Raw genomic sequence first — 20139 nt, 5'->3', positions numbered from 1 at the left:
CGTTCAGTTTTCCGAGACCAGCTTCAGTCCGATCACGCCGGCCAGAATGAGGCCGATGCAGAGCACCCTCAGCGGCGAGGTGGAATCGCCCAGCACCGCCATTCCCAAAATCGCGGTGCCCGCCGCGCCGATGCCGGTCCAGACCGCGTAGGCGGTCCCCAGCGGAAGAGTACGAAGCGAGTGCGACAGCAGAACGACGCTCGACAGGCCGGTGACGACCGTAAACAGCCCGGGGATCCATTGCGTGAAACCGGCAGACCATTTCATGCCGAATGCGAATGCGATTTCGAGAAAGCCGGCGAGGCTTAACAGGGCCCATGCCATGGGACAAATCCGTTCATTGATGCGCCGGCAGTGCTGCCGCGCGAAGTCGGGAAAGTGTTGTGATGCGAGAGGACCGCGTCGGATGCGATTTCCTGATGTGACCAGACGCGAGCTGGCGAATAGAAATGCCTATTCGCCAGGAACTCGCGTATGGAAACTCAAGCTGCTCTGGCGACAGCTGCGGGGGTTAAGCGGAACGAAATGCCAAACCGATTGAAGGCATTCATCAAACCGATCGCAAATGTCAGATCGGAGAGTTCCTTATCGCTGAATTCGGCAGCGGCGGCCTCATAGTCGGCATCGGGAACACCGGTCTCGGCGACGCGCGTAACGGTTTCTGCCCAGGCGAGCGCGGCGCGTTCGCGGGTGCTGAATACGTTGCCTGCCTCGCGCCACGCCGGCACGAGGACGAGCTTGTCGACGGCAAGGCCGTGTTTGAGAAGATCGCGGGAGTGCATATCGATGCAATAGGCACAGCCATTGATTTGCGAAATCCGCAGGTAAACAAGATTGACCAGTTCGTTGGGAAGGCCGCTTTTTTGAAGATAGACGTAGACACTTCCGAAAGCCTCGTGACCTTCGGGAGAAGCCTTGGTGTAGTCGATGCGATTGCTCATGATGAATCCTCACTCCTGGTTGACGGATTCGATCATGCTTTATCTTGGTCCATCCAAGAAGGTCCATAACTCGTGTCCTGCACTAGGCCATGATTTTTCGGATGCCCTCTGGAGAGAGTGCGCGCGCCTGCAATCAACGACCGCCAAAAATCAGATCAATTTCAGGATCCGCTTTCCGAGCGTTTCGGCGGAACGCTGAGAGTCGATGTTCGTGAAACCGACGAGCAGGGCCGAGGCGCGATCGTCGCCCGTCGCCCAATCCGTCAATGCTTCTGCGTACAAACCCGCTTCGCGCATCTGCGCGACAAGCCGGCGGTCCGAGCGTCGCCCTGGCGGCCTCAAGATCAGGTGCATGCCCCCCGGCTGTGAATCAATTCGCATGTGTTTGCCCAGCACGCTTTCGAGGCCTGCCTCAGTCGCCCGCCGGCGCTCGGCATAAAGCTTTCGCATCCGCTGGATATGACGTGCGAAGTGCCCTTCGGTCATGAAGGCCGTGACAATCGCCTGCGTCAGTTCGGGGCTACCACTGGCGAGGGCTTCGGTGATTTGCTCGAACCGTTCGGCCTGCGCTTCCGGCACGACCAGATAAGCCAGCCGCAGGCTCGGGAATAACACTTTGCTGAACGTGCCTGAATAGAGTACGCGCCCGTCACGATCCAGACTCTTCAGCGCGGGCAGGGGACGGCTGACATAGCGGTATTCGCCGTCGTAATCATCCTCAATGATCCATGCGTTATTTCGTGCAGCCCAATCCAGCAACGCCAGGCGCCGGGGCAGGGACAAAGACACGGACAGCGGACTCTGGTGCGCAGGCGTGATGACAGCTGCGCGTGCCCGTGGGACCAGCTTCATTCCGTCGGAAACAATCATGCCGTCCTGATCCACCGGCACCGCGACTGTTGCGATATTCATATGGCCCAGGATTTCTCGCGTCGGCGGATACCCGGGATTTTCAAGCCATACGCGATCTCCCGCCTTCAGCAGCGATTGTGCGATCAATGCGATGCTGTGACGATATCCCGATGTCACGAAGATCTGAGATGGGGAGCAGCTGATCCCGCGCGATACCTGAAGATATGCGGCGATTTGTGCGCGCAGCTCGGGTAGGCCGCGAACCGAGGGATGCACCATGTCAGATGGCTGCATCGCGCGCGCGCACCGCGCACTCAGGCGGGCCCAAATCTTTCGGGGAAATACATCCAGGGCAGGCAAGCCCATTTGAAACGGCAAGATCGTATCTGGTCGAAAGCTGACCGCATCGATGCCGCTGCGGGATTGCGGAATGGGAGCCGGAAGGGGAGTTTGCGGCTTGAGGTCCGGCCTGACGATGGTGCCTGCCTGGCCGCGTGCCTGAATGTACCCCTCGGCAGCCAACAGGGAATAAGCTGCCTCGATCGTCCCTCTTGCGAGCCCCAATTCCTTGGTCAGCGCCCGTGCCGATGGAATGCGGTCACCCGGCTTCAGCACGCCGCTCGCGATAGCGCCTCGAAACCTACTGTAAATCTGGCGATAAAACGGCTCGGCTGCTGTTGGATCCAGCGGCGAAATCTTGCTGACTCGAGCAATCGTCATGGACTAGCGAACCCTGCATGTGACTTGGAAATGATTGTACCATGGTGCTCTCAGGCCGTCGTACAAGCAATGAAAACGTCATATCCAGCCTTTGCGTCATCACGAACGTCCTGGGAAGAACGCGATCCGCCTGCAGTTTACGGAGGCTGACGAACGCGAGTTCGCGCGCGGCAATCATGGATCAGTAGGAATGTCCATTCATGGACCTTGGCGTAGGCCATGAGGAGTATACGTGACAGGTCATGAATGCCGTGGTGTCCACGCTTCAGGTATCAGTGACGATTTGAAATAGTTGGAAACGAGCAGATGACAAAAATCCTGCATGTGAGTTGCAGTCCTCGTGGAGAAGCATCCGAGAGCTACAGGCTCTCTCAGAAAATCATTGGATTTTTGCTCAAGCGCGAGCCTGCCGCCGTCTTGACAAGCAGAATTGTGGGTGACGGCGCTATCGCGCCTGTCGACGAAGACTACGCTATATCGCAACAGTCGTCCGGGGATATCTCTCAGGCCGGTTCCATGGCTCAATCCGAAGAGCTCATCCGGGAGTTAGAGAGTTCGGATCTGGTGGTCATATCGACTCCCGTGCACAACTTCACGATTCCTTCCGGGCTGAAGGTGTGGATAGACCACATCGTTCGGGTTCGTCGAACCTTCGACATAACCCCCCAAGGAAAAGTAGGATTGTTGCGCGACCGCCCGATCTTTTTCGCGGTATCGTCCGGCGGGCGATACTCCGGCGAGCGCACACGTCAGCCTGATTTCCTGACACCTTATCTAAAATCCGTTCTCGGTATCATCGGCCTGCATGATCTGACTTTTTTCTCCGTACAGGGCGTTGCCTTTGGTCCGGCTGCCGTCGCTGAGGCGAGAGCCAGGACGGGCCGGGTGCTGGAAGAGTATTTCATACCGGCAGCCATTAAATCTTTGGTTTGATTCGCCAATCCTGAGCGATGGGGGATCGATGCTGACGCTGAAATTCCCGGCCGGTCAATAAAATGGTTCCCCCGGTCGAGGGAATGCGGTTCAATCGACGCGCGCGCTCGGCACCTTACCGTATTTCGAGTGCAATCGACGAAGCAGGGTTTCGGCTTTAGGGCGAACGATTGTGGAGATTGTCTTGACCCGTTCTCACAAAAATTCTTGCCGGCTGAATGCGGTGACCAGCCGGCTTTGTCGGCGACGGTTTCTCGCGGGCACAGTCGCGGTGGTGTTGCTCGCCGGTTGCGATCAGAAAGCTGAGCAGGCCGCTGCGCCAGCGCCGCCAGCGGTTACTGTTGCGCAGCCGATCAAGCGGGTGGTGACTGACTGGGATGAGTTCAGTGGCCGCTTCGAAGCCATCGAGCAGGTCGAGATTCGCGCTCGCGTGACGGGATTCGTTGAAAGCGTCGAGTTCAAGGATGGCGCCGTCGTTCAGATCGGCGATCTTCTCTATGTGATTGATCCGCGGCAGTACGAGGCTGTTGCGGAGCAGGCTCAGGGACAACTCGCCGATGCCAAGGCGAAGGTCGATCTCGCTGAACGGGAGTTGGCGCGCGCCGAGTCGTTGATTCAGACGCAAGCTGTCGCTGAAGCCATTGTCGATCAGCGACGGCAGCAGCTTCAGTCGGCCAAGGCGGCCGTACTGCAGGCCGAAGGAACGCTGCGGCGCGCGGAACTGGATGTTGAATTCACCAAAGTCAGGGCTCCGATCGCCGGGCGCATCAGTCGTCATCTGGTGACGGTGGGAAACCTGGTGCAGGGAAGCGAAAGCGGGGCAACGCTGCTGACCTCGATTGTTTCGATGGATCCGATCCACATCTATTTCGACATGGATGAATCGATTTATCTCAAGAACAGCAGGCTGTGGTTCGAAGGCAAGCGGCCGAGCTCGCGCGATACGCCAAATCCGGTGCAAGTGATGCTCGCCGGTGAAACCAAGCCCTCGCACAAAGGGACAATGGATTTCCTCGACAACCGGCTGGACATCGGCACAGGCACGTTACGCGGCCGCGCCTTGGTCGACAATCACGATCTGTCGATATTGCCGGGGCAGTTTGCCCGTGTCCGCGTCCTCGGCAGCGCGCCTTATGAGGCATTGCTGCTGCCGGACACCGCCATTGCAACCGACCAGTCGCGCAAGATCGTTTTTGTCGTCAAGGGCGATGACACGGTAGAGGCGCGCCCCGTCACCCTCGGCCCGCTGGATGACGGCCTGCGAGTGGTCAGGGAGGGATTGAAGCCTGACGATCGGGTCATTGTCGAGGGACTGCAGCGTGCGCGTATCGGAGCAAAAGTGACGCCGCACACCGCAACTTCGAGCAGCAGCGGCGCGAAGCGATGAACCTCGGCAACCTTTCCGTCAACCGGCCTATTCTGGCGATGGTGCTGTCCATCGTTCTGTTGATCGTTGGCGCGCTGGCCTACACCACGCTGCCTGTCGCAGAATATCCGCAGGTCGCGCCGCCCACCGTCGTTATTTCCACGCAATACCCCGGTGCTTCGGCACAAACGGTATCCGAAACGGTCGCGACGCCGATCGAACAGGAGATCAACGGCGTCGAGGACATGCTGTACATATACAGCCAGGCCACCTCGAGCGGCCAGCTGAACATCACCGTGACCTTCAAGCTCGGCACCGATCTGGACAAGGCGCAGGTGCTGGTACAGAACCGCGTCGCGATCGCTCAGCCGCGGCTGCCGGAAGAAGTGCAGCGCGTTGGGGTCGTCACCCGCAAGAACAGCCCCGATCTGCTGATGGTCGTGTTCTTGCTGTCGCCGGATGACACCTACGATCAGCTTTACATTTCCAACTACGCACTGCGGCAGGTGCGCGACCAATTGCTGCGGCTCGATGGCGTCGGCGACATCACCATCTTCGGCGCACGCGATTACTCGATGAGGTTGTGGCTCGATCCTGACAAGATTGCCGCGCTCGGCATGACCGCCGGCGAAGTGGTTGCCGCGGTGCGTTCACAAAATCTGCAGATTGCCGGAGGTCAGGTCGCGGAGCCGCCCATCAGCGACCGTGCGTTCGCGCCCAATCTCACCTTCACCGGTCGTCTGAAAGATACCGCTCAATTCGGGAACATCATCATCAAGGCCGGTGCTGACGGACGGACTGTGCGGCTGCGCGATGTCTCGCGGATCGAACTCGGTGCGCTGGCCTATACCACCAACAGCTTCCTGCTGAGGAAGCCGGCGATCGGCCTTGCGGTATCGCAGCGGCCGGGCTCGAACGCGCTCGGTACTGCAAAGGCGGTATCGGATACCATGGTTCAGCTGAAGGCCAATTTTCCCAAAGGCCTTGAATATAACATCGGCTACAATCCGACCGAGTTCATTGCGCAGTCGGTCAGCGAGTTGATCAAGACCATCTATGAAGCGATGGTCCTTGTTGTGATCGTTGTGCTGGTGTTCCTGCAGGGCTGGCGCCCGGCGATCATTCCCATTCTGGCTATACCGGTGTCGCTGGTCGGAACCTTCGCCGTCATGGCGGCGCTCGGATTCTCCATCAATAACCTGACGCTGTTCGGACTGGTGCTCGCAGTGGGTATCGTGGTCGACGATGCCATTGTGGTGGTTGAAAACGTCGAACGGCATCTCGCCGAAGGCAAGGGTCGCCGTGACGCGGCTCTTCTCACGATGCAGGAGGTGGGCGGCGCGTTGGTCTCGATTGCGTTGGTGTTGTGCGCGGTGTTTGTTCCGACGGCCTTTATTGGCGGCATTTCAGGACAGTTCTTCCAGCAATTCGCCATCACCATCGCGGTCGCGACCGCAATCTCGTGCTTCTGCTCTTTAACCCTGTCTCCCGCGCTGGCGTCGCTGATCCTCGAGCCGCACCATGAAAAGAGACCGCCGGCGCGCTGGAATTTTATCAGCAGGGGATGGGGGGCTTTCACTGGGGCCTTTAACCGGGGGTTCGATAAACTCTCCCATGGCTACGCCCGCGCCGCGGATTTCGTGATCAAGCACTCCGTGGTGATGCTGCTGGCATATGTTGCGCTGATCGGATCCGCTGGCTGGCTGCTCTATGTCACGCCGCAAGGGTTCATTCCGGCGCAGGATCGCGGCTACGTCATCATCGCCGTGCAACTGCCGAGCGCGGCTTCGCTGGCGCGCACCACTGAAATCGTTCGCGAGGTTGAACGCATTTCGCTTGATGTGCCCGGCGTTGTCCGTGTCGCGTCGTTCGCAGGCTTCAACGGTGCGACGAGAACACTCGCCAGCAACGCCGCTGCGCTATTTCCCGTGTTCGACGACGCTGAGGAGCGAGCCAAGACAGGCAATACGTCAGCCCACATCACGGCGGAACTGCGCAAGCGGCTCGCTAGCATTGAAGGTGCCGTTGTTATCGTCATTCCACCGCCGGCCGTTCCGGGGATCGGAACCGGCGGTGGTTTCGCCATGCGCATCCTGGACAACCAGGGCAGGGGTCCGGAGTTACTTGCAGCGGCGACCGATGAACTCGTGGCAGCCGCGCGCAAGGCGCCCGGGCTAACCTCGGTCTTTTCGCCGTTCAGTGCGAATACGCCGCAGGTGTTCGTCGAGATTGATCGCCAGAAGGCCCAGATGCTCGATGTACCGGTTCAGAACGTCACCGAAGCGATCGAGGTTTATTTCGGATCATCCTACGTCAACGATTTTAACATTCTTGGCCGTACCTATCATGTCACGGCGCAGGCCGATCTGCCGTTCCGCAAGCAGACCGTCGATCTCGCACGGCTGCAGACCCGCAATACCGCGGGCAACATGGTGCTGCTCGGCAGCGTCGTGAATTTCCGCGACACCGCAGGACCGGACCGCGTCCCGCGCTACAACCTTTATCCGGCGGCGGAACTGCAGGGTGACACCACGCCCGGGACCAGCTCTGCGGCCGCAATCTCGATCATGAAAAAGCTCGCCGATGAGACGCTGCCGAGCGGGTTCAATTTCGAATGGACCGATCTTTCGTATCAGCAGGTGACCGGCGGCAAGTCCGGACTCTATGTGTTCCCGATCTGTGTGCTGTTCGTGTACCTCGTGCTGGCTGCTCAATACGGGAGCTGGAGTCTACCGTTTGCGGTGATCTTGATTGTGCCGATGTGCCTGCTCGCTGCGACGATCGGTGTGCGCATCATGGGGCAGGACATCAACATTCTCACCCAAATCGGATTTGTGGTTCTGGTTGGATTGGCTGCGAAGAATGCGATTCTGATTGTCGAATTTGCCCGCGATATCGAGCACGAAGGTCGCGGTCAGCTCGAGGCGGTGATCGAAGCGTGCCGGTTACGCCTGCGGCCGATTCTGATGACGTCCTTCGCCTTTATCCTTGGCGTGCTGCCGCTGGTGATCTCGTCGGGTTCCGGCTCGGAGATGCGGCAAGCAGTCGGCGTCGCTGTGTTCTTCGGAATGCTCGGCGTCACGCTGTTCGGCCTCATCTTCACGCCGATTTTCTATATCCTGGTGCGCAGACTGGTGCCGGGTTCGGTCGTTGTCGACAAATAGAAATCATCGGCCATCGCGTTGCGTTTGCGCGCATGGTCTCACGCGCCATATAGCCCGCGATGTCGCACGTCGCCCCTTTGATCTCGTGTCGACATGCCGGTGCCGCACGTCATTCTTGCTGTAGCTGGAACGCTTCGTGAGGGGCGGACTTTAATCCCAACGAGCAGGATATAGTCGCGATATCAATGCGAGCGTGCCCCATTGACGGTCGCGTTCGTTCCATGCAAATAATTCACAAATCTGAACGCTTGCCGTAAATCTGTACGACAGCGGATCGGAACTGCAGCAAGCAAAAGCAGACAACGTGGGAGGATCAAGGTGGTGGCAATACGTCGGATGATGGCGGTGATCGCCATATTTGCTGTTTCGTCGAGTGTTGCGCATGCCGCTGAGCCGATGCGGTTGCGTGTCGCCGATTCATTTCCGAAGGGGCACTACCTCGTAAAGTTGATTCTCGAGCCGTGGATGGAAGAAGTTCGAAAGCGCACGAACAATGCCGTGACATTCGAACATTACCCAGCTCAGCAACTGGGCAAAGCTACCGACATGCTGAAGCTGACGCAAACCGGTGTGGCTGATATCGGCTACGTCGCCCCTGCATACGCGGCTGAGAAGATGCCGGTGTCGGAAGTGGCAATGTTGCCGGGTGCTTTCACCCATTCTTGCCAGGGGACCCTTGCTTACTGGAAGTCGGCTCGCAGCGGTGTCATCGCGGAGCAGGATTATGCGAAGAACAACATCCGGCTGCTGCTGGCTGTGGCCTTGCCGCAGTACAGGATTTTTACGATCAAGGCGCCGGTCAATACCGCTGCCGACGTGGTCGGCCTGAAGCTGCGCTCGACCGGCGGTGCGCAGGATCTGACGTTGCGCGCTCTCAGTGCAGTGCCGGTTCGTATGGCCGCGCCGGATGCCTATGAATCGCTATCTCGCGGCACGCTGGATGGGTTGCTCTTTCCGCTCGAGAGCGTCGTTGCATATGGCGCCGACAAGCTTGTGAAGTATGCGACCGATGGCGTCGGATTCGGCAGCTTTATCGTGTCCTACTCGATTAGTGACGCTGCCTGGAAGAAATTGTCGCCCGAGGTTCAGAAGGCCATGGTGGACGTGGCGGAGGAGATCGTGCCGTCCGCCTGTAAGCACGTTCAGGACACGGACGAGGAAACCAAGAAAAAGCTCGCTGCGCACGGTGTAACGTTTGAAGCCGTGCAACCCGACGCGCGCGCCAAGTTCAATGACCTTCTCAAGGGTGTTGCCAAGACCTGGGCTCAGGGGCTGGACGCACGCGGCAAGCGGGGAAGCGACGCGCTGAAGGAATATGACGATCTGGTCGCCGCTATCCCGGCCAAGTAATTCTCCGAATACGTGACAGCAGTATCGCTGACAGGCCGCGCCAGAGGCGCGGCCGGGGAGGAAGCGTGATCAACGGAATCATAAAGGCGCTCGGGACGATCGAAAAGATTGGCTCGTTCATCGCCGCGATGTTCATGTTTCTCATCATGGTCATCGTCTTTAGCGATGTGGTGATGCGCTATGTGTTCAACCGCCCGTTCTCCTGGGCGTATGACCTCATCGCGCTTTATCTGATGGCGGGGGTGTTCTTCCTCATACTGTCCGAAGCCTATGCTTCGAATGCCCATGTGAATGTTGATATTCTTCAGCAGAAGCTGTCGCCTGTGGGCATTCGCCTGACAGAAATGGTGACTTGCATCATCGGAATTGTCGTCTTTTCACTGATCGCCTGGTTCGGCTGGCAGCGTACTCTCGACAGTTACAGGGCGGCTGATGTCATGGCCGGTGCAATCCCGTGGCCAATGTGGCCGTCGATTGGATTGGTGCCTCTCGGCGCAGGCTTGTTGACGTTCCGCCTGGCGCTGCACCTTGTCGGCCATCTCCTCTCGTTGCTCACGGGCAGGGACATCATTCCGTTGCCGACATCCCATATCGCTTCCGAAGCGGAAACCTTCGAATGACCGTTGTTCTTTGTCTTGCCGTACTGTTCGGCCTGCTCGCGATCGGAACGCCCGTGGGGTTCGCCATGGCCGGGGCGGGTTCGCTCGGTCTCTATATGCTTGGCGGCATGTCCGTGCTTACAGGCATCCTGCAGACCGCGCCGTTGTCCGCAGTGACGTCTTACGAGCTCATCACCATCCCGATGTTCCTGCTGATGGCGGAACTGGTGTTGATGAGCGGTATCGCCGACGATCTGTTCCGCGCGACGTCGGCCTGGGTTGGCCGAATCCCGGGCGGTCTTGGCATGGCGACCGCGTTGGCGGGAGCCGGCTTCGGCGCGATCTGCGGCACCTCGACGGCATCCGCCGCGACGCTGTCCTCGACCAGTCTTCCTGCCATGCTCAAGCAAGGTTATGAGCCACGGATGGCCGCAGGCGTCGTTGCCATCTCCGGCACGCTGGCCATGCTGATCCCGCCCTCGGTTGCACTGGTGATCTATGGTCTGCTTGCCGAAGTGAATATCGGTGCGCTGCTGGTGGGCGGTGTGATCCCGGGCCTTCTCGTCACCGCGACCATCATGCTGACGGTCTGGTTCCTGGCCTGGCAGGATCCCTCGCGGGCGCCTGGCGGGCCACGGGTTTCGATGCGTGAGAAATTCCGGATGCTGCGCATTGTCGGACCGATGCTGCTGCTGTTCGGCATGGTCACCGGGGTTATTTATACAGGCATCGCGACGCCGACCGAGGCGTCGGCTCTCGGAGCGTTTTGTGCGTTCTGTCTCACGATCTGGATGCGCAAGATGTCGTGGGCGGGCTTGTATCGTGCGCTGGTGCGCGCGGCTCACGGCACCTGCATGATTTCGATGATTCTGCTCGGAGCCTACATCTTCGGGTATTTCTTCACGCTCGCCCAGGTGACGCAGGATCTCGTTGCATGGGTCGGTGCCCTCGATGTGTCGCGCTGGCTGATCATGGCGCTGATTCTGTGCGGCTATATCGTGCTTGGGTCGTTCATGGACCAGATTGCGATTCTGGTCCTCACCGTTCCGATTGTCCTGCCGCTGATCAAATCGCTCGGATTCGATCCGCTCTGGTTCGGCGTGGTCAAGATCGTGACAGCGGAAGTCGGCATGATCACGCCGCCAGTCGGCCTGAACTGCTACGTCGTGGCCCGCTATTCAGGCCGCCCGGTCGCGGAGGTCTTCCACGGCACACTGCCGCATTTCATCGCCCACATATTCGCGATCGCCATTCTGGTGGCGTGGCCGCAGATCATTCTATGGCTGCCGATGAAGATGGGCTACTGAGCGCTCTTCGCGAAACAATAAACATGAACATGGGAGAGACTGCATTATGACCAATAAGAGTTCAATTGCTGTCGCGGCCGTGATGGTTGCAGCATGGCTGTCGAGCGCAAGCGTCGCGACGGCCCAGCAGAAGATCACGCTACGGTTCGCGGATAGCTTGCCGCATGGCCATGTCATTCACGAACTGGCCGGAAAGCCCTTCATGGAGCTGGTGACCAAGGCAACGAACGGCCAGGTAACCTTCCAGCATTTCCCCTCCGAACAACTCGGCAAGGCCAAGGACATGGCGCAACTCACGACCGCTGGCGTCGCTGATATTGCCTATGTCGTTCCATCCTATTCGTCGGACAAGTATCCGCTGACGGCCGTCTCGGAGCTTCCCGGAATTTTCCAGACCCAATGCCAAGGCTCGCTCGCCTTTTACAAGCTGTCGCACAATGGCGGAATCCTCGAGACAAAGGAATTCCTGCCCAACGGGCTCCGTCCGCTGGTGACCATTGCTCTGCCGGCTTATCAGATTCTTCTGTCGAACCCGCGCCCGATTGCGAAAGCAGCCGACCTCGAAGGCCTGAAGATTCGCACGGCAGGCGGCGCGATGGATCTGATGATGCGTTCCATCAAGGGCGTGCCGGTTCGCATGGCTGCGCCCGAGATTTATGAGTCGATGACACGCGGTACGCTCGACGGCGTCGTGCTGTCTTACCAGAGCACGCTCTCCTATGACCTCGGCAAATTGCTGAAGTCCGGAACATCCGGCATGAATTTCGGCACCGCGCTGATTACCTATTCAATAGGCGAGACCAAGTGGAAGTCGTTGCCCGAGAACGTCCGCAAGGCGTTGGCCGAGGCCGGTGAGCAAACGACCCGCGAAGGCTGCAAGCGCTTCGAGGAAGGTGAGCGGGTGGCCGGCGAGAAGGTGCAAAGCCAGGGCATGAAGGTCATCAATTTCAGCGATGCCGATAACAAGGGGTTTGCGTCCGCCTTTGCCAGCGTCGCGGATTCCTGGGCCAAGGATACGGACAAGCGCGGTAAACCGGGCACCGAGGTGCTGAAGGCGTTTACCGCGGCACTGGCCGCGACCAAGTGAACCAGCGTGGCAGGGCCGGGGCGCAGGCTGCTGCAACTGGGGCGAAAGGCCCGTTGGCGGGAGTCAGGGTGATCGATCTGACCAGTGTCATGATGGGGCCTTACGCCACCATGATCCTGGGAGATTACGGGGCCGACGTCATCAAGGTCGAAAGCCCTGAAGGCGACGTGATGCGCTATGCCGCTCCCATGCGCAGTCCGCGTATGGGAGCGATGTATCTCCAGGGCAATCGAAACAAGCGGTCGATCGTTCTGGACCTGAAGAAACCGCGTGGCCGCGAGGCATTGCTGCGGTTGAGTGAGACCGCCGATGTCTTCGTCCATAACGTGCGGCCTGCCGCGATGCGGCGGTTGAAGCTCAGCGCCGACGATCTGCTCGTGGTCAATCCACGGCTCGTTTACGTCGCCCTGCATGGGTTTGGCGAGGAAGGGCCCTACGCCGGGCGGCCGGCTTATGATGACTTGATTCAGGGGCTGACGGCGCTGCCGGCTCTGGTCGGCAAGATCACCGGCGAGCCACGCTATTCACCCGCCACGATTGCCGATCGCATTGTCGGGTTGAACGCGACCCACGCCATTCTCGCCGGGCTGCTGCATCGCGACCGCACCGGCGAGGGGCAGGCGATCGAAGTCCCGATGTTCGAAACCATGGCGCAGTTCGTGCTCGGTGACCACATGGCTGGACGCAGCTATGACCCGCCGCTCGGCCCGCCGGGATATTCCCGGTTGCTCGCGCCCGATCGGCGTCCCTATCGAACGCGCGACGGTTACATATGCGCACTGATTTATACGGACAAGCATTGGGACGCCTTCTTCAGTGCCATCAAGACCGATCCGGAGCAGCGCGATCCACGTTTCAAGGACATGTCGGCACGCACCCGAAATTACGACCACGTCTACAAGTGGCTCGCCGACCTGATCGAGACCCGCACGACAGCAGAGTGGATGCGCCTGTTCGAGGAAGCCGATATTCCTTGCGGGCCGATGCATGACCTCGACAGCCTGATCGACGATCCGCATCTGTCCGAGGTGGGATTTTTCCGGGAGATCGACCATCCCACCGAGGGCAAGCTTCGCGTCGCGGGCCCGGCGGCGCGCTGGAGCCGCACGCCGTCGTCGATCCGCAGTTGTCCGCCGCGGCTTGGTGAGCACGGTGATGAAATCCTGCGCGAGGCGGGCTTCAGCGACGGTGACATCGAAGCGCTGGCCGGAGAGGGCGCTATGGTTCGCGATTCCGGCTAGCAGATGACGGTCCGTCACTTTGGGTGCCGGAGCGCTATCCGTTTGGTGTGCGGTGGTCCGGCTACTTCGGTTCAACCAACCCCAGAATTTTTATCGCGGCGCGCAAATGCGGCTTGTCGATCATCTTTCCGTCGATCTTGACGACCCCGGAATTCGGATTGTCGTCGAACGCCTTGACGATGTTCCGTGCCCAAACGACCTCTTCGTCGGTTGGTGTCATCGCGGCGTTGACGACATCGACGTGCTTGGGATGAATCACGGCCTTGGCGAGAAACCCGTCACGCCGGGCCGCGACGGTCTCGTCCTTGAGCGCGGCGAGGTTGTCGATGTCGGTGGCGATGGTGTCGATCGCCACCACGCCCGCTGCCGCCGCGCTGATCAAGCACAGGTCCCGCGCGAGCAGGAACGGGCTGTGGTAGCGCCCGTCGGTGCTGTTGCGTGACGCGCCGAGCGAGGCCGCGAGATCCTCGGCGCCCCACATCATGCCCCACAGCCGCGAACTGGCACCTTCGTAGCTGTGCAGCTTGAGCACGGCTTGTGCGGTCTCCGTTGCGACGACGACGATGCGGGTCGACTGCGTCTCAAGCGCAGATGCCGCTTCAAAGGCGTCGAGATAGAGCGCGAGGTGATTGACGTCGGCAGGGCCGGCGCATTTCGGCAGGACGATGCCGTCGGGCCGACCTGGCATCACGGCGGCAAGGTCCGCAAGTGTCAGTCCAGTATCGAGCGCATTGACGCGAACGTAGAGCTTCTGCCCGGCCTTCCGCGCATCGAGCATTCCACGGGTGATGGTCCGCGCCGTCGCCTTCTGATCGGGCGCCACCGAATCCTCGAGATCGAGGATCAGGGCATCCGCTGCGGTTTTCTTCGCGCTCTCGAATTTGCGGGCGCTGTCGCCCGGAACGAACAGGAATGACCGCATCGGTTCAGGCCTTCGGCTTGCAATGCATCAGGCCGGTGCGCCGGCAACTGGCGACGACCTCGCCGCGCTGGTTGGTCGCGGTGTGTTCGAATTCGACAATACCTTGATTGGGGCGCGACTTGCTGAGACGCTTGGAAATGATTTTGGTGTGCGCCTTCAGTGTATCCCCATGGAACACCGGCTTGGGGAATTTGACCTCGGTCATGCCGAGGTTGCCGACCGTGGTGCCGAGCGTGGTGTCGTAGACACTCATGCCGATCATGATGCCCAGCGTATAGAGGCTGTTGAACAGACGCTGTCCGAATTCAGTGTTCTCCGAGAAATGCGCATCGACGTGCAGGGGCTGCGGGTTCTGCGTCAGCAGGCTGAACATCGTATTGTCCATTTCGGTGACCGTACGGCTGAACTCATGGTGAAATTCATGGCCGACGATGAATTCCTCGAAGTATAGACCTGCCATCTGTAGCTCCCTTCTATTGAGTGTCGGATATTTCTGGTTATCGGATGATTCCGGCGTTTCGCAGCGTTGCGATGCGCCCGCTGTCGATGTCCCAAGCAGCGAGCAAGTCACCAGTATCGCCGCGGCATTGCTGTGAACTGCGCGGCAGCGGTGGGCTTGTCCGGCTGAAGCGGGGTCCGGGCGCCGGCTGCATCACGCTGTCGATCTCAACGAAGGTCCGTCTCGCCTTGTTGTGCGGGTGATCGGGAGCTTCCTGCGCCGAGAGGACGGGCGCGAAACAGGCATCGCTGCCTTCCAGCAGTTCGCACCATTCCTGCCGTGAGCGCTGTGCGAATGTCTCCGCCAGGATCGCCTTTGCTTTAGGCCAGTGGGCGCGATCGGCAACGTCGGGGAATTCGGCCGGATCGATCCCGATGCGTTCGAGCAGGACCGTACGGAATTTCTCCTCGATCGGGGCGATTGCGACATACTCGCCATCGGCGCAGCGGTAGACCTCGTAATGAGGTGCGCCGGAATCGAGCAGATTGGCGCCGCGCGGGGCATTGTGGATTCCCGCGCCAATCATGCCGAAAAGGGATGTCATCAGCGTCGCGGCGCCATCGATCATCGCAGCATCGACGATCTGGCCGCGGCCGGAGCGCTGCCGCTCGACCAGAGCGCACATCATGCCGAAGGCGAGATATAGCGCGCCGCCGCCGTAGTCCCCGACCAGATTGAGCGGCGGAGCAGGCGGCTCGCCGGCGCGGCCGATGGCATGAAGTGCGCCGGTCAAGGCAATGTAATTCAGATCGTGCCCCGCCACGGGTGCCAGCGGCCCATGCTGGCCCCAGCCGGTCACGCGGCCAAAGACCAGGCGGGGGTTTCGTTTGAAACATTCGTCAGGCCCGAGGCCGATCCGTTCCATCACCCCGGGACGAAATCCCTCGATCAGCCCGTCCGCCGACGCGATGAGATCGAGCGCGCAGGCCACGCCATCGGCGTGCTTGAGATCGATGGCCACGGCTTGCCGGCCGCGCGCCAGCAGGTCGAATTTTTTCGGCTTGTCGATGCCGAGACCACTGGGCTGGAGGCGGTCGATGCGGATCACGTCGGCTCCGAGGTCAGCCAGCAGCATGGCGGCCATCGGCGCCGGCCCGACACCGGCGAACTCAACAATGCGGATTCCGTGAAGCGGTCCTTGAGCGGACGGTGTGGTCGTGCCGCCGAGTGTGGTGTGTTCGGCCGCATCGGTTTTGCTGTTCATGGCTGTCGTTCCTGCATGAAGGCCGATCGGCTCAGGTTCTCCCGATGTTCCGGAGCGGCAATGCCGATCATCCGTCGCGCGCGCTCGCGCAAGCTGCACCCGGCCAGTTCGGCGACACCCCATTCGGTGACGATAGCATCGACGTCACCGCGCGCGGTGGTGACCGTTTCCACATGCGGCACGATGCGGCTGCGTCCGTTGGAAACAGCCGGCAGCGCGATGATTGCGCGGCCGCCGGGTGATGCGTTGGCACCGCGTACAAAGTCGACCTGACCGCCGATCGCGCCGACGGCCACACCATTCAGTGTCTCGGAATTGACGCTGCCGTCGAGCCCAACCTGTAGCGCGGAGTTGAGGGCAATCAGTTTGTTGATGCGCGCCAGCACGCCGGCCGCATGAGTGTAGGATGTCGGCCGAACTTCCACCGCTGCATTGTCATGGGCGAAGTCGTAAAGACGTTTTGTCCCGATCAACTGATTGGTAACGGTCATTCCCGCGTCGATGCCCTTGGCGGCATTCGTCACGACGCCGCGCTCGATCAGGTCAACCACGGCATCGTTGATAAGGCCGGAATGAATCCCGAGATTGCGCAAATGCGACAGGCTCGAGAGAATGGCGTCGGGAACCTTGCCGACGCCGAACTGCAGTGTCGCACCATCCGGAATCAGACCGGCTGCGTACATTGCGATCTTGCGCGATACGTCATCGACCGGGGGCGATGCCAGTTCGACCGGACGATGGCGCGCCTGGACGCGGACATGCAGGGGGATGTCCTGCGGCCACTCCGCGCCAAAGGTCCAGGGCGCGTCCGGATTGATTTCCGCGATGACGACGCGCGCCCGCCGCGCCGCATCCAGCACATAGTCGTTTGACAGGCTTGTGCTCAGTCCGCGGGCCGGATTCCGCGACGAGAGCTGGATCAGAACGACGTCGGCTCGATGGCGTCCTGCGGCAAAGTCGGCGCAAAATGCACTGTAGTTGCTGGGCACGATGTCGAGGCGGCGAGCCTTGGCCAGCACCCGGGCATTTCCGATCACGCCATAGCTTAGAAACTCGATCCCGGTGGTCCGGTCGGGCGCGAACGTGTCGGTAAAGACCGGGCCCACCATCATTGTGAAGGACGGTAGCCGATCTTTCTGCGCCACAATCGCTTCGGTGAGCGTGCGTGGCTCGGCGGTTGCCTGACCGCACACGACGACATCGCCCGGTTTGATCAGGCCGGCGAAATCGAGTTCATCCACCGGGATAACGTCGGCCATGGCGATGCCTGCCTGCGCTGCCGTAACTTAGTAGGACTTCGGCAGGCCGAGTACGCGCTCGGCGATGAAGCTCAGGATCAATTGCGGACTGATCGGCGCGATACGCGGAATGAGCACTTCACGCAGATAGCGCTCGACGTGAAACTCCTTGGCATAGCCAAAACCGCCATGGGTCATCACCGCCTGCTCGCAAGCCTGAAAACCCGCCTCGCCGGCGAGATACTTCGCAGCGTTGGCAGCCGCGCCGCAGGGCAGGCCGTTGTCATATTGCCACGCGGCGGACAGCGTCATCAGCCAGGCGGCTTCAAGCTCCATCCAGTTCTTCGCCAGCGGATGCTGGATCGCCTGGTTCTTGCCGATTGGCCGATTGAAAACGATGCGTGTCTTCGCATAGTCGGCTGCGCGCGACAGTGCGAGCTTGCCGAGGCCGACCGCTTCGGCGGCGATCAACACTCGTTCGGGGTTCATGCCGTGCAGGATGTATTCGAAGCCGCGTCCTTCCTCGCCGATGCGATCCTCCATCGGGATTTCAAAATCCTCAAAGAACAATTCGTTGGAGTCGACGACCTTGCGACCCATCTTTTCGATCTCATGCACCTTGATGCGCTTGCGGTCGAAATCGGTGTAGAACAGGCTGAGGCCATGGGTCGGACTGTTGACCTCTTCCAGCGGCGTGGTGCGCGCCAGCAGGAGGATTTTGTGTGCGACCTGCGCGGTCGAAATCCAGACTTTCTGGCCGTTGACGATGTATCGGTCGTTTTTGGCTTCGGCCCGGGTCTTGAGTTGGGTCGTGTTGAGACCGGTGTTGGGCTCGGTGACCGCGAAGCAGGCCTTTTCCCGGCCCTCGATCATCGGCGGCAGCATCCTTTTGCGCTGCTCGTCGGTACCGAACACCACGACCGGATTCAACCCGAACACGTTGATGTGGACTGCTGAGGCCCCCGACATGCCGGCTCCGGATTCGGCGATGGTGCGCATCATGATGGCGGCTTCGGTGACGCCCAGCCCCGAGCCGCCGAATTCCTCTGGAATGCAGATGCCGAGCCATCCCGCATCCGCCATCGCTTTGTGAAAGTCGTGCGGAAAGCCGCCTTCGCGGTCCTTGTTCAGCCAGTAGGCATCGTCGAAATTGGCGCAAATCTTCTGAATCGCTTCGCGAATGGCTTCCTGATTTTCCGTCGGTGCAAAGTTCATCGGTTCAATCCTGATTGTTGTTGCTGTCATCCGGGCCAGTCGTCCGGATCACGCCTTCGTTGAAAAGCCGGGAGATTTCCTCATCCCCAAATCCGGCCTCGCGGAGAATTTCGCGACTCTGTTCGCCCAATCTTGGAGCGAGGCGCGAGGGCGTTGCGGGCGTGTCCGACCAGGTGGTTGCGACACGCATACTGCGAATAGCTCCTTCACTGGGATGTTCGGCAACGGGGAAGAAGTCTGTTTCGACCAGATGGGGGTCGTCCAGGATGCTCAGCAGGTCATGGACCGGCATCGAAGGGATGTCTGCCTTGTCGAGCAATCGCATCCACTCCGCAGTCGTTCGCGTCGCGAAGATGCGTCCAAGCTCCGCATAGACCGCGTCGATATTGGCAAGCCGTCCGGCGAATGTCGCAAACATCGGATCGGCTCGCAGGTCGTCGCGCCCACTGACATCGAAGAAGCTGTTCCATTGCTTGTCGTTGTAAACGATGACGCTGATGTAGCCGTCGCTGGTGGGATAGGGGCGGCGATCCGGCGACATCTGACGGGAATAGCCGCCCTGGTCCAGTGGCGGTTCGAAAGTCAGGCCGCCGAGATGGTCGCTCATCACAAAGCCAACCATCGTCTCGAACATCGGGATGTCGACGCGCTGACCTTGGCCGGTGCGCTGGCGATGCAGCAGGCTGGCCAGAATCGCGCCGACTGCGGACAGGCCGACGACGCGGTCGGCGAGCGCGGTCGGCACGTAGCGTGGTGTCCCGTCGCCGGCGCGTGCGATCAGGTGCGACAGTCCGGAGGCGCCTTGGAGCAGATCGTCATAGGCGGGCTTGGCCGCATAAGGCCCTTGCTGGCCGAAGCCGAACATGCCGGCGTAGACGATGCGCGGATTCACCGCAGCGACGCTGTCGTAGTCGAGTTTCAACCGGGCCATGGCCTGCGGGCGCACGTTATAGACCAGCACATCGGCCGTGCTCGCAAGCCTCAGCAACGCGTCGCGTCCCGCAGGTGCCTTGAGGTCCAGCGCGATGCTGCGCTTGCTGCGGTTGGCGTTGAGAAAGATCGGACCCATGCCCGGATGTCTTGTCGGGCCGATTTGGCGGGTGATGTCTCCATCCGGCGATTCAACCTTGATGACGTTCGCACCGTAGTCGCCGAGCATTTGCGTTGCATACGGCCCCATCAAGACCGAGGTCATGTCGATGATCTTGATGCCGTCCAGCGGTCCCATACTGAAAATTGCCCCTGAGAGATATGACTGACCGGCAGCAGTTACTGGTGCATTGTGCAGACGGCGGCGCGCTGCGATGCGGCCCGCGATGACGGCAACCTAGCTACCTTCCTTGCGTACTGCAATTCAGAAAAATGGTATAAGTTCATATATATGAACATAGGGGATTGCCGGTGGGGCATGGCTGGCCGTGCCCGGAAGGGCGCCGGTACCTGCCGGATTACGGAAAAGCACATTGTCGGCGGCGCATCGTCGCACGACTCCATGCATGAT

Annotated in this window: 16 protein-coding genes and 1 pseudogene; 8 read left to right on the top strand and 9 right to left on the bottom strand. The window is 60.3% G+C overall.

The window, feature by feature from the left end:
- Nucleotides 1-3 precede the first annotated feature (3 nt).
- The 3 genes from ASC80_RS09655 to pdxR form a co-directional block, all read right to left on the bottom strand.
- On the bottom strand, nucleotides 4-324 hold the full coding sequence (locus tag ASC80_RS09655) for a DMT family transporter (protein ID WP_056296103.1): 321 nt from the start codon (nucleotides 322-324) through the stop codon (nucleotides 4-6).
- A 158-nt stretch (nucleotides 325-482) separates the two neighbouring features.
- Complete coding sequence (locus tag ASC80_RS09650) at nucleotides 483-941, bottom strand: carboxymuconolactone decarboxylase family protein (protein ID WP_056296100.1); 459 nt, start codon at nucleotides 939-941, stop codon at nucleotides 483-485.
- Between the two features lie 150 nt (nucleotides 942-1091).
- A complete protein-coding gene (gene pdxR, locus ASC80_RS09645; RefSeq protein WP_056296098.1) occupies nucleotides 1092-2513 on the bottom strand; it encodes a MocR-like pyridoxine biosynthesis transcription factor PdxR in 1422 nt (473 codons plus the stop codon).
- A gap of 306 nt (nucleotides 2514-2819) precedes the next feature.
- On the opposite strand from pdxR, the gene ASC80_RS09640 reads away from it, so the two are divergent.
- The 8 genes from ASC80_RS09640 (at nucleotide 2820) to ASC80_RS09605 (ending at nucleotide 13560) form a co-directional block, all read left to right on the top strand.
- Nucleotides 2820-3446, top strand: a complete 627-nt coding sequence (locus ASC80_RS09640) for an FMN-dependent NADH-azoreductase (protein WP_056296096.1) — start codon at nucleotides 2820-2822, stop codon at nucleotides 3444-3446.
- A 223-nt stretch (nucleotides 3447-3669) separates the two neighbouring features.
- Entirely contained in the window at nucleotides 3670-4833 is a 1164-nt protein-coding gene (locus tag ASC80_RS09635) for an efflux RND transporter periplasmic adaptor subunit (protein ID WP_056296093.1), read from the top strand.
- The gene (locus ASC80_RS09630) at nucleotides 4830-7976 is read left to right on the top strand and encodes an efflux RND transporter permease subunit (protein WP_056296090.1); all 3147 of its coding nucleotides are present in this window, start codon (nucleotides 4830-4832) and stop codon (nucleotides 7974-7976) included. Before ASC80_RS09635 ends, ASC80_RS09630 begins: the two co-directional genes overlap by 4 nt.
- Nucleotides 7977-8312: 336 nt before the next feature.
- The gene (locus ASC80_RS09625; protein ID WP_056296087.1) at nucleotides 8313-9326 is read left to right on the top strand and encodes a TRAP transporter substrate-binding protein; all 1014 of its coding nucleotides are present in this window, start codon (nucleotides 8313-8315) and stop codon (nucleotides 9324-9326) included.
- A 65-nt stretch (nucleotides 9327-9391) separates the two neighbouring features.
- Entirely contained in the window at nucleotides 9392-9946 is a 555-nt protein-coding gene (locus ASC80_RS09620; protein WP_156464337.1) for a TRAP transporter small permease, read from the top strand.
- Entirely contained in the window at nucleotides 9943-11232 is a 1290-nt protein-coding gene (locus ASC80_RS09615; protein WP_056296084.1) for a TRAP transporter large permease, read from the top strand. The genes ASC80_RS09620 and ASC80_RS09615 overlap by 4 nt, the downstream gene beginning before the upstream one ends.
- A 46-nt stretch (nucleotides 11233-11278) precedes the next feature.
- Entirely contained in the window at nucleotides 11279-12319 is a 1041-nt protein-coding gene (locus ASC80_RS09610) for a TRAP transporter substrate-binding protein (RefSeq protein ID WP_056296083.1), read from the top strand.
- On the top strand, nucleotides 12316-13560 hold the full coding sequence (locus ASC80_RS09605; protein WP_283805044.1) for a CaiB/BaiF CoA transferase family protein: 1245 nt from the start codon (nucleotides 12316-12318) through the stop codon (nucleotides 13558-13560). Before ASC80_RS09610 ends, ASC80_RS09605 begins: the two co-directional genes overlap by 4 nt.
- Before the next feature lie 61 nt (nucleotides 13561-13621).
- Here the strand turns inward: ASC80_RS09605 and ASC80_RS09600 are convergent, their stop codons facing one another.
- The 6 genes and pseudogenes from ASC80_RS09600 to ASC80_RS09575 all read right to left on the bottom strand — a co-directional run bounded on the left by ASC80_RS09600 (nucleotide 13622) and on the right by ASC80_RS09575 (nucleotide 19866).
- A complete protein-coding gene (locus ASC80_RS09600; RefSeq protein WP_056296080.1) occupies nucleotides 13622-14482 on the bottom strand; it encodes an HpcH/HpaI aldolase/citrate lyase family protein in 861 nt (286 codons plus the stop codon).
- 4 nt (nucleotides 14483-14486) lie between these two features.
- Nucleotides 14487-14969: pseudogene (locus ASC80_RS09595) on the bottom strand (MaoC family dehydratase); the annotation flags it as partial.
- A gap of 10 nt (nucleotides 14970-14979) precedes the next feature.
- Nucleotides 14980-16185, bottom strand: a complete 1206-nt coding sequence (locus tag ASC80_RS09590; RefSeq protein WP_082512493.1) for a CaiB/BaiF CoA transferase family protein — start codon at nucleotides 16183-16185, stop codon at nucleotides 14980-14982.
- Complete coding sequence (locus tag ASC80_RS09585; protein ID WP_056296071.1) at nucleotides 16182-17444, bottom strand: acetyl-CoA hydrolase/transferase family protein; 1263 nt, start codon at nucleotides 17442-17444, stop codon at nucleotides 16182-16184. The genes ASC80_RS09590 and ASC80_RS09585 overlap by 4 nt, the downstream gene beginning before the upstream one ends.
- 27 nt (nucleotides 17445-17471) lie before the next feature.
- Complete coding sequence (locus ASC80_RS09580) at nucleotides 17472-18638, bottom strand: acyl-CoA dehydrogenase family protein (RefSeq protein ID WP_056296068.1); 1167 nt, start codon at nucleotides 18636-18638, stop codon at nucleotides 17472-17474.
- A gap of 4 nt (nucleotides 18639-18642) precedes the next feature.
- Nucleotides 18643-19866 carry a CaiB/BaiF CoA transferase family protein gene (locus tag ASC80_RS09575; RefSeq protein ID WP_056296066.1) on the bottom strand — a complete coding sequence of 408 codons (1224 nt, stop codon included), beginning with the start codon at nucleotides 19864-19866 and terminating at the stop codon, nucleotides 18643-18645.
- Between the last annotated feature and the right edge of the window lie 273 nt (nucleotides 19867-20139).

The organism is Afipia sp. Root123D2, assembly GCF_001425835.1.
In the GTDB taxonomy this organism is placed as follows: domain Bacteria; phylum Pseudomonadota; class Alphaproteobacteria; order Rhizobiales; family Xanthobacteraceae; genus Afipia.
Note: the sequence above shows the minus strand (reverse complement) of the source record. Positions and strands in the feature narration are given on the sequence as shown.

Excerpts from the sequence above, each read along its gene's own strand:
- ASC80_RS09655 (WP_056296103.1), bottom strand. The coding sequence starts at position 324 with ATGGCATGGGCCCTGTTAAGCCTCGCCGGCTTTCTCGAAATCGCATTC.
- ASC80_RS09650 (WP_056296100.1), bottom strand. The coding sequence starts at position 941 with ATGAGCAATCGCATCGACTACACCAAGGCTTCTCCCGAAGGTCACGAG.
- pdxR (WP_056296098.1), bottom strand. The coding sequence starts at position 2,513 with ATGACGATTGCTCGAGTCAGCAAGATTTCGCCGCTGGATCCAACAGCA.
- ASC80_RS09640 (WP_056296096.1), top strand. The coding sequence starts at position 2,820 with ATGACAAAAATCCTGCATGTGAGTTGCAGTCCTCGTGGAGAAGCATCC.
- ASC80_RS09630 (WP_056296090.1), top strand. The coding sequence starts at position 4,830 with ATGAACCTCGGCAACCTTTCCGTCAACCGGCCTATTCTGGCGATGGTG.
- ASC80_RS09625 (WP_056296087.1), top strand. The coding sequence starts at position 8,313 with ATGATGGCGGTGATCGCCATATTTGCTGTTTCGTCGAGTGTTGCGCAT.
- ASC80_RS09615 (WP_056296084.1), top strand. The coding sequence starts at position 9,943 with ATGACCGTTGTTCTTTGTCTTGCCGTACTGTTCGGCCTGCTCGCGATC.
- ASC80_RS09610 (WP_056296083.1), top strand. The coding sequence starts at position 11,279 with ATGACCAATAAGAGTTCAATTGCTGTCGCGGCCGTGATGGTTGCAGCA.
- ASC80_RS09600 (WP_056296080.1), bottom strand. The coding sequence starts at position 14,482 with ATGCGGTCATTCCTGTTCGTTCCGGGCGACAGCGCCCGCAAATTCGAG.
- ASC80_RS09590 (WP_082512493.1), bottom strand. The coding sequence starts at position 16,185 with ATGAACAGCAAAACCGATGCGGCCGAACACACCACACTCGGCGGCACG.
- ASC80_RS09585 (WP_056296071.1), bottom strand. The coding sequence starts at position 17,444 with ATGGCCGACGTTATCCCGGTGGATGAACTCGATTTCGCCGGCCTGATC.
- ASC80_RS09580 (WP_056296068.1), bottom strand. The coding sequence starts at position 18,638 with ATGAACTTTGCACCGACGGAAAATCAGGAAGCCATTCGCGAAGCGATT.
- ASC80_RS09575 (WP_056296066.1), bottom strand. The coding sequence starts at position 19,866 with ATGGGACCGCTGGACGGCATCAAGATCATCGACATGACCTCGGTCTTG.